The organism is Thalassospira lucentensis (assembly GCF_011806425.1).
Classification (GTDB): Bacteria; Pseudomonadota; Alphaproteobacteria; order Rhodospirillales; family Thalassospiraceae; genus Thalassospira; species Thalassospira lucentensis_B.
In genome coordinates, this window is sequence record NZ_JAATOV010000002.1 from 341417 (window position 1) to 355556 (window position 14140).

The 14140-nt window shown below is 52.4% G+C and carries 17 protein-coding genes; 7 read left to right on the forward strand and 10 right to left on the reverse strand.

Going from position 1 to position 14140, the window contains the following annotated elements:
• Positions 1-2 precede the first annotated feature (2 nt).
• From HCZ99_RS07155 to HCZ99_RS07190, 8 genes are all read right to left on the reverse strand, one after another.
• The gene (locus HCZ99_RS07155; protein WP_167446266.1) at positions 3-731 is read right to left on the reverse strand and encodes an OmpA/MotB family protein; all 729 of its coding nucleotides are present in this window, start codon (positions 729-731) and stop codon (positions 3-5) included.
• Positions 731-1579 carry a flagellar motor protein MotB gene (locus HCZ99_RS07160; protein ID WP_254869504.1) on the reverse strand — a complete coding sequence of 283 codons (849 nt, stop codon included), beginning with the start codon at positions 1577-1579 and terminating at the stop codon, positions 731-733. The genes HCZ99_RS07155 and HCZ99_RS07160 overlap by 1 nt, the downstream gene beginning before the upstream one ends.
• Before the next feature lie 11 nt (positions 1580-1590).
• Positions 1591-2235 carry a protein phosphatase CheZ gene (locus HCZ99_RS07165; protein WP_167446267.1) on the reverse strand — a complete coding sequence of 215 codons (645 nt, stop codon included), beginning with the start codon at positions 2233-2235 and terminating at the stop codon, positions 1591-1593.
• Positions 2236-2270: 35 nt separating this feature from the next.
• Entirely contained in the window at positions 2271-2657 is a 387-nt protein-coding gene (locus tag HCZ99_RS07170) for a response regulator (RefSeq protein ID WP_114098493.1), read from the reverse strand.
• Between the two features lie 215 nt (positions 2658-2872).
• Positions 2873-3589, reverse strand: a complete 717-nt coding sequence (locus HCZ99_RS07175) for a MotE family protein (protein WP_167446268.1) — start codon at positions 3587-3589, stop codon at positions 2873-2875.
• Positions 3590-3744: 155 nt separating this feature from the next.
• A complete protein-coding gene (locus tag HCZ99_RS07180; protein ID WP_167446269.1) occupies positions 3745-4506 on the reverse strand; it encodes a DUF6468 domain-containing protein in 762 nt (253 codons plus the stop codon).
• 3 nt (positions 4507-4509) lie between these two features.
• Positions 4510-5652 (reverse strand): flagellar motor switch protein FliM, encoded by a 1143-nt coding sequence (gene fliM / locus HCZ99_RS07185; protein ID WP_167446270.1) that lies wholly within the window; start codon positions 5650-5652, stop codon positions 4510-4512.
• A gap of 42 nt (positions 5653-5694) precedes the next feature.
• Entirely contained in the window at positions 5695-6231 is a 537-nt protein-coding gene (locus tag HCZ99_RS07190; RefSeq protein ID WP_167446271.1) for a flagellar basal body-associated FliL family protein, read from the reverse strand.
• Positions 6232-6732: 501 nt separating this feature from the next.
• Between HCZ99_RS07190 and HCZ99_RS07195 the strand changes: the two genes are divergently transcribed.
• From HCZ99_RS07195 to flgH, 4 genes are all read left to right on the forward strand, one after another.
• Positions 6733-7500 (forward strand): flagellar hook-basal body complex protein, encoded by a 768-nt coding sequence (locus HCZ99_RS07195; protein WP_167446272.1) that lies wholly within the window; start codon positions 6733-6735, stop codon positions 7498-7500.
• Positions 7501-7565: 65 nt separating this feature from the next.
• Complete coding sequence (gene flgG / locus HCZ99_RS07200; protein WP_167446273.1) at positions 7566-8351, forward strand: flagellar basal-body rod protein FlgG; 786 nt, start codon at positions 7566-7568, stop codon at positions 8349-8351.
• Between the two features lie 122 nt (positions 8352-8473).
• Complete coding sequence (flgA, locus tag HCZ99_RS07205; protein ID WP_254869505.1) at positions 8474-9526, forward strand: flagellar basal body P-ring formation chaperone FlgA; 1053 nt, start codon at positions 8474-8476, stop codon at positions 9524-9526.
• Between the two features lie 180 nt (positions 9527-9706).
• Complete coding sequence (gene flgH / locus HCZ99_RS07210; RefSeq protein WP_167446274.1) at positions 9707-10480, forward strand: flagellar basal body L-ring protein FlgH; 774 nt, start codon at positions 9707-9709, stop codon at positions 10478-10480.
• Positions 10481-10774: 294 nt separating this feature from the next.
• Here flgH and dksA read toward each other — a convergent pair whose 3' ends face one another.
• Both dksA and HCZ99_RS07220 read right to left on the reverse strand, forming a co-directional pair.
• On the reverse strand, positions 10775-11191 hold the full coding sequence (gene dksA / locus HCZ99_RS07215) for an RNA polymerase-binding protein DksA (RefSeq protein ID WP_167446275.1): 417 nt from the start codon (positions 11189-11191) through the stop codon (positions 10775-10777).
• Between the two features lie 150 nt (positions 11192-11341).
• The gene (locus HCZ99_RS07220) at positions 11342-11788 is read right to left on the reverse strand and encodes a flagellar assembly protein FliX (RefSeq protein ID WP_167446276.1); all 447 of its coding nucleotides are present in this window, start codon (positions 11786-11788) and stop codon (positions 11342-11344) included.
• Positions 11789-12179: 391 nt separating this feature from the next.
• Here HCZ99_RS07220 and HCZ99_RS07225 point away from each other — a divergent pair, with 391 nt between their 5' ends.
• Genes HCZ99_RS07225 through HCZ99_RS07235 form a run of 3 tightly spaced genes read left to right on the forward strand, consistent with a single transcriptional unit; the run spans position 12180 to position 14139 of the window.
• Positions 12180-13328 carry a flagellar basal body P-ring protein FlgI gene (locus HCZ99_RS07225; protein WP_167446277.1) on the forward strand — a complete coding sequence of 383 codons (1149 nt, stop codon included), beginning with the start codon at positions 12180-12182 and terminating at the stop codon, positions 13326-13328.
• Positions 13329-13330: 2 nt separating this feature from the next.
• Positions 13331-13681, forward strand: coding sequence for a rod-binding protein (locus HCZ99_RS07230; RefSeq protein ID WP_254869506.1), 351 nt, complete (start codon positions 13331-13333; stop codon positions 13679-13681).
• Positions 13678-14139: a hypothetical protein gene (locus tag HCZ99_RS07235; protein ID WP_167446279.1), complete on the forward strand. Its 462-nt coding sequence runs from the start codon at positions 13678-13680 to the stop codon at positions 14137-14139. The genes HCZ99_RS07230 and HCZ99_RS07235 overlap by 4 nt, the downstream gene beginning before the upstream one ends.
• Position 14140 lies beyond the last annotated feature (1 nt).

The following is a 14140-nucleotide window of genomic DNA, read 5'->3' on the forward strand; positions in this document are numbered from 1 at the left end:
CCTTACGTGCCTCCGATCCCGCTTCCGCCATGAGGTTCGATGACGATATCGACCCGACGCGCCATCGCAAAGCGCTGGTCTTCATCCATCTTTTCAGGAAGCTGGTCGTATCTTGATGCAGCAAATCCGTAAATATTTATGTAATCTGTGTAACCGGATCGCTTTAATTCGTTCGCAACCGCCGCCGCACGTGCCAGCGACAATTCCCAGTTCGACGCATAAACGCCTCGACCACTCAGCGGTCTGGGGTCTGTATGGCCCTGAACGCCAATACGGTTGCCGATATTCCCCAAAACACCGCCCAGAACAAAAAGCGCCTGACGGGCTTTTGGGGTCATGTCAGAACTGCCTGTCACGAACAAAAGATCACCCGGAAGCGAAATCACCAGCTTATTGGCATCACGCGACATGCGCGCATCGCCCAAAACCGGGTTGTCATCAATGGCGTCATCAATAACGGCGCTCAGATAATCAAGGTTCATCGCCGGCTTACGATACACCCGTGGGATGTTCAGACTTGCAGACGGCTCGTCATTGTCTTCTTTTGGCGATGGTTTGATTGATTGCGACAGGGAATCAACCACCTCATCCCATCGGTCAACTTTGACCTTGGACATTGCAAACAGCATCACAAAGAACGTCAGCAGCAACGAAATCAGATCGGCCAGGCTAAGCATCCAGACCGGTGGGCCACTTGGGCCCTTGTCTTTTTTAAACTCTTCTTCCGCCATCAGTTACCTCCCCCGGCTTGCGGGCCAAGCGGAATTGGCTGCGTAACGATGGGCTGGTTGGTACCGGGAAGTGGCGTGACCATGCGCGGCGGGGCGAAGGTGCCGGAATTTGCATTTTGCCCGCCAGTTGTCCCATCCGACGCACCGCCAGCGGTATCACTTGCGCGCTCGATCGGTTGCGGCGGTTCTTTTGGGCCGAAATTCCAATAAAACCGGAACGTGACAATCAGCGGGTCGGCACCGGGATCAATCCCGACAAAAAGCCGGTCCTGCGGCGCGCCGGTGGCAATCAGTTCGCGGGCGAACGATCCAGCACGCGCAATTTGAAGGTTGTTTTCGACTTCAATAGTGCCCTTGGATCCGATGTCACTGCCCATCACCATTTCCAGCTCATAGGATGCATATCCCTGATCATCGGACAAGACCGATGCCAGTTGCGCCATGAAATCGGACTGACGTTCACGAATGAGAATGGAATTAGGATCAAACAGCTGATCAACATGCATGATGACTTCCATCAGCTTGCCCGGCTGGATGACCTCAACCCGCACCACTTTGATTGCGGTTTGGAAAAGTTGTCCCAACTTTTCTTGCATATCCTCAGCCGCAACAGCCGGACCTTCGATCGAGGTCACGGTTTGCAGACTGGTTGTTGGCGGCAAAATAGACGCAAAGGCAGACGAAAGACTTTCCTGCACTTCGCGCGTTTTGACCTCTTCAAAGGTCGAAATGGTATTCAGCAGAATAAAGAAGGCCAACAGCAACAGATAGAGTGCGAGAAACAGCGCCACCGCACCATTAGCAGGCGGAGTTGGTGGTGTTGGTCCGTCGTCCTCTATCTCCGCCATATCAACGCCACTTAATTGAACATCGCGTCGATGTCAGCCTGCGATACACCTTTGCCCTCAAGCTGCGGGCCATTCAGAAGGGATTCTTCGCCTTCCGGCTCTTTCTTCTTGGCTTTTGGATTGGCGGCTGCGTATTTGGCGATCTCGTCCCCAAATGCCGTCACCAGTCCTTCAACGCGTTCTTCAATGGCTTTCAAGGCCTTAATGACCTTGGTCGTGCGCTGCCCGGTGATGTCCTGGAAATTACAGGCTTCGTAGACACGCATCGTCGCATCGGTGACGATTGTTGCCTGTTCGGGCGGCAAGGTCGTGGCAAATTCTTCGAGGGCGTCCATGGCATCAAGGATTTCATGGGTCGCACCAGCTGTAGCATTCACAATCGCATCAAGTTCATCTGTTGCGTTGGGAATGTATTCAGCCTTGATGTCGTCAGGACGAAGTGACGCGATTTCTGACTTCATCTTTCGGATGATGCCTGAAAGCTCGTCTAGTTCGCCAAACAGGCGCTTCTGATCCCCGGTCGGCTGATCACCCACAAAGCGTGAAAGCTGATCCATCAGTTCCGACAGTTGTTCGATCTTCAGATCATCGCCTTCAAGACGCTTGTGAAGATCATTGAGCAGCTGCCTAATTTCGTCCTTCGACGTATTCGACATAACGGTATCGCGGGACAAATGTCCCGCGCCCCTGATCAGAAATCACCAATGACAGTCTTCATTTTGCCCTTCAACGTCTCAGCGTTGAACGGTTTAACGATGTAATTGGATACACCTGCTTTTTTCGCCATAACAACGTTTTCGGTTTTGGCTTCAGCAGTAATCATGATGAAGGGAAGATCCTTCAATTTCGCATCCGCGCGCACTTCTTTAAGAAGCTGCAAACCAGTCATCGGCTCCATGTTCCAGTCGGAAATCACGAGACTGAACGGTGCTTCACGCAGCTTACGAAGCGCCATGCTACCATCGGTCGCTTCTTCGATATTCGTAAAGTTGAGCTGCCGCAGAAGGTTACGGATGATACGCAACATCGTTTTGTAATCATCCACAATCAGGATCGGCATATTCGGATCGACGGCCATTCACAACTCCATCAGCTATCTGATCTTACCCCTACCGCACAGAACTGTGCATATTTGGCAAGGCCCCTAATAATCGTGATGTACATATTTAATAATGGTTAATCAAGGTTTTTGACCATTACCAGCTTGCGCCATCACGTTGACTATACTCGAATAATTCTGCATTCCAATATTTGATAAATATGAAATACACTTAGTTTAAAGCACGTCCCCGCTTATTGTATCGGCAACATATTGATGTCCTGTTTGTAGGCCAGCTCTGCCGTCAAGGCACGCGCACGGTCCGGTGTCATCTGCGACAACACGGCTGCGGTATTTGCCTCGCGCATGCCCAAAGCAACCTGCAACAAGATATTCATATCAAGATCGTTCCAGATGCGTGCTGCATCTTTCGGCTTCATTTTTTCATAAACGCTGATCAGTTTTTTGATCCGATCGTCTTCTTGCTCTTCCTTGGTCTTGACGAGTCCATCGATCGCCTCTTTCAAAGATTTCATTTCTTCGATCTTGGCATCAATGCGTGCTTCGGCTGCGGCAAGCAGGCTTTCACGCTCATCAAGGCGCTGTTCCTTACGGTCAAGTTCCCCACGACGGACCGAAAGGTTCTGCAGAAGGTCAATTTCTTCCTGGGTAAATAATGTCGGATCTCCCCCAAGGGTCGGCGGCACGTCCGCGCCCTCCATCGGTTCACCTTCCATTGTCAAACCAGCCGGGTTATCCAACCCCGGATCGCCGGCGTCGGTGGTTTCAGGCGGGGTTGCGGCCTCTTCTGCGGCAGGCGCCTGCGCCTGCGCGAATTGCACAACGCTCACACCACTGCGTTGGGCAAGCTCGGCTTCATCCGAACTTCCCGAAAACAGGTTAACCACCCGCATTGTCAATACCAGAAGGCCAACAAGGACGACCAACGGCAGAACACGCACACCAGACATTCATTCACCTAAGCAATTTGGCACGAAGTGCCCATGCTCCTTCACGCTTGTTTTATGTTTATCCTCAAAGAATGAGCCAACACCCTTTAGATAAAACCTAATGTCACAATAACAAGACCATCCACACCAAACTAAATGGTGTTTTATTGTGTTTTCTATCGAACCGAACGCAGGGCAGCGAGCAATTCACGCTCTGCCTCTGATCGGCCTGCATCTTCGTCTTGATCATAGCCATCTGACGACGCCGAACGACTATCCGATCCACCGCCAGTAAAGCCGCCTGCAGAACCAGCACCAGACATCCCACCCGCGTCGCCATAGGTGTCATTTGGCTTGCTTGCACGCAATACGCTGTCTTGATCGTTATGGTCACTCAGACCGCCGCGCTCCATGTCGCGCACCATGCGCGCAGCCAATTCTTCGGCCCGTGTTTCCACACCCACATCGTTGCGATCATCGATGATATCGTCACGGTCATTGCCCGATGCCGTCATATTGCTTTTGCGCTGGGCGCCCCCCGAGCCGGGCGCATTTGAGCCGCCTGTACTTGAGGATGCGTTGGAAATCACGCCGCCATTTCCACCCCGGCGACCGGAATTTGCATCACTTGCCGCTTTTTCCAACCGATTGGCAATACTTTCGCCACGATCGACCATAAAGGTCAGGTCTTCGTTCAGTGCTTGGGCCTTTTCAATGTCTTCGCGCAACCGTTCACCGGAATCCTCGGCCATCAGCTTAAGCGATTTGATCGAGCTTTCCGCACGTTCATTCGCGGCATTAAATGCCGACAGGAAGTTTTGCATGTCCTCGCGGCTACGCCGAAAAGCCGCAAGTTTTCGGTTCAGGATCACTGCGTAGATGATTGTCACAATCAACAATACAATCATCACCAGATCCGTATAGAACGCGAAGTCCATTACTTAATCTTCCTCATCTATGCGCGCACGGTCGCGCACCTGAATGGCGATACGGTCACCTTTACGCCCCATCATACCCTTAAACAGGGGCACGTCGCCACAACGCACCTCAACCGGGGATGTTGGACCTGTATTAAGAACCAAACGGTTCCCAACCTCAAGATTAAGCACATCGCCCAGCGACATCACCTGTTCGTCAAGCACCGCCAAAAGGTTGATATGGGTTTGCCACAGCTCGTTTGCGAGGTGGTTTTCCCAGATCGAGTCACGGCCAAACTTTTCGCCCATGAACATCTGAAGCAGAAGTTCACGAACCGGCTCCAGCGTCGCATACGGGATCAAAAGTTCCAGCCGTCCGCCACGATCTTCCATATCGATGCGCAACTTGGCAACGATGGCCGCATTGGCGTGACGGGCGATTGTTGCAAAACGCGGGTTTGTTTCCAAACGTTCAAACCGGAAGGTCACCGGGCTCAGCGGATCAAATGCCGCGGAAAGATCACCCAAGACCACATGGATCATACGTTCGACAAGGTTGCGTTCAATCGTTGTATAAGGTCGACCTTCAATACGCATCGCCGCCGTACCACGGCGCCCACCGAGCAACACGTCAACGATGGAATAAATCAGGGCCGAGTCCACCGTCAAAAGACCGTAGTTGTCCCATTCTTCAGCCTTGAAAACACCCAGCATCGCCGGAAGCGGGATCGAGTTCAGGTAATCCCCGAACCGCAGTGACAGGATGTTATCAAGCGAGACTTCGACGTTGTCAGACGTAAAGTTACGAAGCGATGTCGACATCATGCGTACGAGGCGGTCAAAGACAACCTCAAGCATCGGCAGACGTTCATAGGCAACCATCGATGAATTGATGATGGCTTGAATGCCCGATTGATCCCCCGCACCCGAGCCGTCATCAAAACCAAGCAGACTGTCAATTTCGTCCTGGTTAAGAACACGCGCGGACGGGCCGCTGCTCATGGCAGGTTCGTCGTCGGACTCCTCATCCCCATCATCGTCGCCGAGCATAGACTCCCATTCGGCGGCCATATCCTCGCCGCCGTCGTCTTCACCCGCGTCATCGCCCCCGGCCATGGCTTCCCATTCGGCGGCGAGTGCATCATCATCTTCGTCTTCATCAGCCATCAGCAATTGGTTCCTGATTTAGGCATTCGGGCTGTTACAAGTTTACTGTACCAGCATTTCCTTGAACAGAACGTCGTTAATTTTCGCCGGCTTGGCCGCAGCACTCACCCGGATCAGCAATTCTTCACGCAATCGGAACATGCCTTCAGACCCTGACAGGTCTTCTGGGCGCAGTTCGCGAAGGTAAACCTGAAAGTTATCGACAATGCGCGGCATCATTTCTTCGACTTGTGGCAGCATGGACTGATCGGCCACTTCAAGACTGACGCGGATTTTCAAATAACTTTGCTTTCCGCTCCCCGCGTTCAGATTGACCAGAATTTCTGGCAGATCAACAAAGCCGACATTCTGGGGAACCCCGGCAGAATCTTCAATCGATTGCTCTGTGACCACTTCTTCGGTCGGCGCACTATCGCCACCGGTCAACATATCTATCACCGGCTGAAGCATCCCGGTGAAATAGGCTGCCGCCGCACCACCCAGTAAAAGCAGCACAATCAGAACGACAACGATCAGCATCTTCTTGCTGCGACCGCCGCCACCGCCATCCATTTCTACGTCGTCGGATTCTTCGCCCATTGTTTCGCAACTTCCTGCGTTCTGGATTTCTGACTTTCCATCCAGCAAACACTGTGCCGGATTAAAAGCCATAACGCTATCATGTTAAAAATCCGTTTCTCTTTAAGAAACAAGTCATTCCAGATCAATGATCAAAATATGCCCCCTGATACGATTGATCTTTCCACATAGCTCTGCCGCACGCTTTGGGCCTGCAATGCCAGCAAAATCATGCATCAGCATTTGGTCGCCTTTAAAAAGCAAAGCCTGCCTATGATTTGGGGCCACTCGTCATGCTTTCCATCACCCAATCCCCGGAAAACTTTTTCTATTCCCCGTCACGAGCGGCACATTCTGCCAAGACCAAGCAAAACGCCCCGTTTCAACACCCGGCAACAAATGCCGAATGTCAAATTTTCCCCTTAAAAACAAACAGCTAATCATTCTGGCACGCCTTTCGCATTTGACTTGGGGAAATTCACGGCCTTAACCGGCCTACCTGCCCCAAATGGGAAGTCGACCATGGAAAACGTTTCATATATCGCTCTGTCGCGGCAAAAGACGCTCCGCAGCATGATGAACAACATTTCGCAGAACCTGGCGAACATGAATACGACCGGGTTCAAAGAACAGCGTATGATGTTCACTGACTGGGAAGCAAAGAATAAGGACGCACCGTTCCGCGGTGAGCGCCAAATTTCGCTAGTTCAGGACATTGCGCAATACAGCAACACCACGGTCGGCAGCATTGAACACACCAACAGCCCGCTTGACGTTGCGTTAAGTCAGCCAGACATGTTTTTCGCCGTCGAAACCCCGGCAGGTGTTCAATATACCCGTGCCGGCAATTTTAGCCTGGATCCCGGCGGGCAATTAATTACCCCCGAAGGTTATCCGGTTCTCAGCGATGCAGGACAGCCACTGTTTTTCAACGAGGCAGACGGCCAGATTGAAATCAAAGGCGATGGTTCAGTATCAACGGACATTGGGCCGGTTGGTAAACTTCAGGTCGTCACCATCGACAATGTTCAGGAAATGCAGGTGGTCGGTAATACGCTGTATCGTCCGCCAAATGACCCAGACGGCAATCCAAATAACGCAGCCATGCAGCTTGTCGAAAATCCCGGCATTGTTCAGGGCGCACTGGAAAAATCAAACGTCAATTCAATTGGGGCGATGACTCAGATGATTGATGTTCTTCGGACCTATCAGTCGGTTACCCGCTCGCTCGAAAGCGAGAATGAGCGGATGCGCAACATGATTAGCAAACTTGGTGATATTCGCGCCTAAGGGCTTTGCGAACACATCAGTGAAGAATTTCGGCGCAAACTTTGCGCAGACGAAGGAGACGAGAAATGCGGTCACTTGATATTGGTGCTTTGGGAATGCAGGCCCAATCCACGAACGTGGATGTTACCTCGCACAACATCGCCAACATGACGACCACTGGCTATAAACGCCAGCGGGCAGAGTTTCAGGATTTGCTTTATCAGGACATGCGCCGTGCAGGCTCGCCGTCATCTGATACAGGCACGATTGTTCCTGTCGGCGTTCAGGTCGGCCTTGGTGTAAAAACCGCTGCCATCGGTCGTTACATGGGCCAAGGCTCGTTAAGCCTTACGGAAAACGAGCTGGATGTCGCCATTCAGGGCCGTGGATATTTCCAAGTTGATCTGCCCAGTGGCGAAACTGCCTATTCGCGCGATGGTACCTTTAAACTTGATGCCAACGGCGCACTTGTCACCAAGGATGGCTACGCCATTCAGCCGGGCATTACCGTTCCGAACAACGCCAAATCTGTGACCATCAACACCAATGGTGAAGTTTTTGCCGAGATTGATGGTCAGATTGCCCTTCAGAACCTTGGCCAAATTCAGCTTGCCACCTTCATCAACCCACCGGGTCTGAATGCGCTGGGCGACAACTTATTCCTTGAAACCGAAGCATCCGGTCAGGCCAATGTTGGCGCACCGGGCGATGTTGGCTATGGCACCGTCATGCAAGGCTATCTTGAAGCATCGAACGTCAACGTGGTTCAAGAGGTTACCAATCTGATCAAAGCACAGCGTGCATATGAGATGAATTCCAAATCCATCTCAACCACGGACGAAATGATGAGTGCTGTTAGCAACCTGCGTTAATTTTGCAGATTGACTGAGCACGCGTAACGACAAGATAATTGCGCAGACCACGGTTTGACCGCACGTGCGTCTGCGCAAACTGCGTTTACGCCCTATATACAGATCCGTGATATAGTAGGCTCATGAAGACACAGAAAATATCCCTGCCGTCTGCGATGACGCATCCGCGCCTTATTCTGGGGCTTGTTCTCGGCCTTATGCTGGGACTTGGCCTTGGACCGGGTGCTTCGGACGCACTTGCGCAAAATTTCCAAAAACCGCAAGATCGTGTATCGCGCAACGGGCAACAGGTTGAAGAAAATATATTGCTCAAACCCGATGCGCTTGTGGACGGGCAATATATTACGCTTGGGGATATTTTTTCTGGCATTGACCCAACAGCCGAAGACATTGCGGTGGCCCATGCACCGCAACCTGGCAAACAGGTGGTGCTTGATTATCGCTGGCTTTATGGCATTGCCCAACGCAACAGCATCAGCTGGCGCCCACGCACGACCGCCGATCAGGTGACGATTACGCGCGCAAGCCAAGTCATCACCATGGAAGAAATCCAAGAAGCCGTCCAAGACGCCCTAACGCAACACGGCGTTCAGCGGCCCTTTGCCGTGGATCTTTCAAGTGAGAATTTCCAAATTCATCTGCCGGTAGATGCGCAGAAAAGAATTGATATCACGGGCTTGGATATTAACAGCCGTACAAACCGATTTGTCGCCAGTGTCACCACAGGCGCGCAAACGGCACAAAAGCGCACCTACCGCATTAGCGGCAAATATTACCCGCTTTCCAGTGTACCGGTTCTGGTTGAACCCATTTCACGCGGCAGCATTATTCGTCCCGACCAAGTCGAATACCGGGATTTCCGTACAGAACGCGTACCCTCTGGTGCCATTCGCGACATCAACGATGTGATTGGCAAAGAAGTCATTCGCCCGACCAATCCCAATGAACCACTGATGTTCCGCGATCTTACCAGTCCGATCCTTGTGCGACGTGGGGCGTTGGTCATTATTCGTCTGGTCACGGCGAACATGTCACTCACTGCCCGCGGCAAGGCACTGGAAAATGGATCAAAAGGGGACGTGATCCGTGTCGTCAATCAATCGAGCAACAAGACGGTTCAGGTCGAAGTTGTCGGCGAAAACGATGTTCGTGCCCTGCCCGCCATGTCGCAGTAGGCACATCTGAGTATCTCGATCGTATCGTAAAAACCGCGCTGCAAAGTCGAAGTTGCGAAAACGTCGCGTGATTTCAGCACGCTATATTTCACCCTCAGCCGGACATCAAATTCCCTCCCGGCGCCCCTGCTAACTGGCACGCTGCTTGCGTAGTATTTGTCAGGAACCCAGGAGGACTAAATGCTAGGCAAACATTCACACGTATCATGGCGACGTATCGCCCTTGTCACCGGAATGATCAGCGCGACAGCCCTGCTTTCAGGCTGCAACGCGATGAAACGTCTTTCCGAAGTGGGCGCACCGCCAAAACTCTCTGCCATCGACAACCCGACCCAGGCTGAATCCTATCGCCCGGTCAGCTTGCCGATGCCTGCGCCGCAGATTGCTGAAAGCAATCCAAATTCATTGTGGCGTTCTGGTGCCCGTTCGTTCTTTAAAGATCAGCGTGCCAATCAGGTTGGTGACATTCTGACCGTGGTCGTCGATATGGCTGACAGTGCCGCATTGGCGAATACGACAACACGGTCGCGCACCAACAGCGAAGATCTTGCTGTGCCAAACCTGTTCGGGCTTGAATCGGAATTCACCAAAGTACTGCCTGAAACCATCAATCCATCCTCGATGTTCGATATGAACAGCGCGACATCAAACCGCGGCGCAGGATCACTGGACCGAAACGAAGCGATTAACCTTCGCGTTGCAGCCATTGTTATTCAGGTTCTGCCCAACGGGAACTATGTCATTCACGGCCGTCAGGAAATTCGGGTCAACAGTGAAGTCCGCGAAGTGCAGATCGCTGGCGTGATCCGTGCAGCTGATATCAGTTCTGCGAACGAAGTCGGCTACGACAAGATTGCCGAAGCCCGCATTTCCTATGGCGGACGCGGCACAATTTCTGATGTCCAGCAGCCGCGCTATGGCAGCGAAGTCATGGATATTATTCTACCGTTCTAAGCAACGAATGCTGATCTGCGGTCTGCTCCGTTTCGGGTTCCAGCAAACCGTATCATCACCATCAAAGGCCACCTTCGGGTGGTCTTTTTTGTGAAGTCATCATGCTGCGTTTACAGATCGAATTTAGATGTTGGGCAACGCAGTGGGATGGCCCCCAAACGAGAAAAGCCCGGCTGTTAACAGCCGGGCTTTTAAATCTTGGTTATCCCTAACCAATATCTCCCACAAGGCCACGTCGTTGCATGGCATGAACCGCTATTTAAACGATCCTGTATTTTTTAACACCCGGCGCGATCAATCGTCGCGACGTGTGCGCTCCATCCGTTCGTGGCGTTCCTGGGCTTCGATGCTCAGGGTCGCAATCGGACGAGCTTCAAGTCGTTTCAAGCTGATTGGTTCGTCGGTTTCTTCGCAGTAACCATAGGAACCATCTTCAATTCGACGCAACGCGGCATCAATTTTTGAAATCAGCTTGCGCGCCCTGTCTCGTGTACGAAGTTCAAGTGATCGATCGGTTTCAGCAGACGCACGGTCGCTGAGATCAGCCTCTTGAAGCCCGCCATCTTGCAGGTTCGCTAATGTTTCTGATGATTCGTGCAGAAGTTCAGCCCGCCAGGTCAGCAGTTTCTGGCGGAAATACTCCCGCTGGCGCGGGTTCATGAACTCTTCGTCCTCAGCAGGACGATAGTCGGGAGATAAAGTAATCGTCATGTACGCCCTCTATACAGGACTCCTAGATCGCGCGGCAATATAGAGGCCACACACTGCCCGTGCAAGCAGGTTGAACAAATAAATGTCAATTAGCCCTGCAAACGGCAGAAATCCTTAGCTTTCTGGCCAATTCTACCAAAAAGGAAAAGACTACATCACCCCGGAAACCTCTAATTTTGCCAACTCGACCCGTGCCCGAAGGTCAATTTCATCCAGAACAGCCGAAAGTTCGGGATCGTTGATATCTTCGCGCTGCTGATCAAGCAACCCGACCAGCTGCTTCAAACGGGGTCCGGACAAGGTGCCACTGAGCAGCCCGTCGCGCACAGCTTCAAGCTGCTCAAGAACACTTTTGGCGCGAAGCACGGCCGTTTTACGTGGTGAATCCAGCGCATCACCACTTTGCTGAAGTGCCAAAAGTGCATCAAGGGCACTTACACCACTTGCACTATGAACGCCGCCTGCCGCACCACTATCGCCACTTGAATCCAATGAGCGAATGGCATCTGCAAAACCGCTACCACCGCCCGAAGCACCCGACGCTTTCTTACGCGACGTTCCGCTCGTACCAGCAGCCTTGGAACCGCTAACCTTCATGATCTGTGCCTGTCTTGTCTGTGCTAAGATCGGACGACTAACACGTTATGGCCCCGGAATAAAAAGCGGGCAAATCCCGCCACCATCAAGCCGAGCGCCACAATGCGCGCTAACCGTATAACAGACAGAGTCTCCCTCAATCAGGAGAAGCGCGCAACGGGAAAAAAATGCCGGGTGGTTTTGGTGACGTGGGCGTTTTCGTTCCCATATCCAGAAACACTCGTCTTTTGCGCCAGTTAAACACCCCAAAGGCGATAGCGCGTGTCAAAAGCCCGCACAAAGCGGCAGTTGGCATGATTTTCGCAGAACACCTGACAAACGCGGTGAACATGATCCATCGCACCATTTGTCGGATGTCGCGGCATCCCAAGTCAAAGCGGAATAATAGAGTATGATCACAGGTCTTGGCAAAATAGCACACAAAGCGATGATCGCCGTCGCAATGGGTATGCTCGCCCTGACGCAGATGGCCCCTGCTCCGGCGCATGCGCAGTCACGTATCAAGGATATCGCCGATTTCGAAGGCGTTCGTGACAACATGCTCGTTGGTTATGGTCTTGTGGTTGGCTTGAATGGCACGGGCGATGACCTTGGCGATGCAGAATTTACCCGCCAAAGCATGGTCGCGATGCTCGAACGTCTTGGGATCAACGTCCGCGATCAGATTGAAGATCTGGAATCAGACAACATTGCTGCTGTGATGGTCACAGCGACCCTGCCGCCATTTTCACGCCAAGGTTCGCGCATTGATGTCAATATCAGCGCAATCGGCACCGCCAAAAGCCTTCAGGGTGGCACATTGCTTGTTACTCCAATGGTTGGTGCCGATGGCGAAGTTTATGCCGTTGCGCAAGGGAACCTTGCAGTTGGCGGTTTCTCGGCTGGCGGCAATGCCGCGACAGTTGTCAAAGGTGTGCCAACTTCGGCACGTATCGCCAATGGCGGCATCGTCGAACGCGAAATCGATTTCAACCTGAATTCCATGCAGGACATGTCCGTTGTACTGCGCAATCCAGATTTCACCACCGCACGCCGGATTTCCGATGCAATCAATGCCTATCTTGGCCAGGTTGCGGCACGTGCCAGCGATCCGGGTACTGTGCGCTTAACGATCCCTGACAGCTACAACCAGAATGTCGTCGCCCTTTTGACCGATATCGAACAGCTGCGCGTCGAACCCGATCAGATTGCACGCGTGGTGATTGACGAAAATACCGGCACGATTGTGATGGGTGAAAATGTCCGCATTAACCGGGTTGCAATTGCACAAGGCAATTTGACCATCCGGGTAACGGAAACCCCGCAAGTTTCCCAACCTTCCCCATTCTCGCAAGGCGGGAATACCGAGGTTGTCGACCGCACCAACATTGAAGTCGACGAAGGCGAAGATAATCAGCTTGGTGTCCTGAGCAGCGGTGTCAGCCTGCAGGAACTGGTCAATGGCCTCAACAGCCTTGGTGTTGGGCCGCGCGACATGATCACCATTCTTCAGGCGATCAAAACATCTGGCGCGCTTCAAGCTGAAATCGAGGTGATGTGATGATGGCCGACAGCTCCACCGCCTTGATGGCGCAAGCACAAGCAAGTGCACAATATGGTGCACAGAACAATGCCACCGCCCGCGTAAACGCACTTACCAATGGTCACATCAAGACCAAGGAAGAAGCGGTTAAGGCTGGCAATGAATTTGAATCGATGTTTCTGGGACAGATGCTCAATCATATGTTTGCAGGCATCGAAACCAACGAAATGTTTGGCGGCGGTCATGGGGAAACAATGATGCGATCCATGCTGGTCGAAGAATACGCAAAACAAATGAACCGCGCAGGTGGCATCGGAATTGCAGATGCTGTCACACGTGAAATTCTTAAGATCCAGGAGGGGCAAAAATGACCACTCAAGATTTGGTTGCAGAACTTAAAAGCGTCACTTACGACCTGATGTCTCTACTGGAGCGCGAAAGCACGGAGCTTCGGACCATTCCGCGCGACGAATATGAGCATTTCCTGTCGGAAAAATCTGCCCTGTCGATGCAGTACGAACAGATTGTCGTGAAGTTGCGCGCACGTGGCGAAGAATTGCGTGAACTGCCCGAAGAAGAGCGCGCCGAACTGCGCGACCTTCAGGCTGATTTTCACGAAACCGCCCGACGCAACATAACCGTCCTACAAGCGGCCAAGGCGACGAACGAACGCATGGTCCAGGCCATCGTTCGCGCAGTGAATGAGAAATCCAAAGACGATTGCACGACCTATACCCGCGCGGCACAAACCAGCAAGGCGTCGCTTGGCGGATATGGCCGCACCATGAACAAGAACAGCAGTTCTTTCAGCGTCAATGAAACGCTTTAAG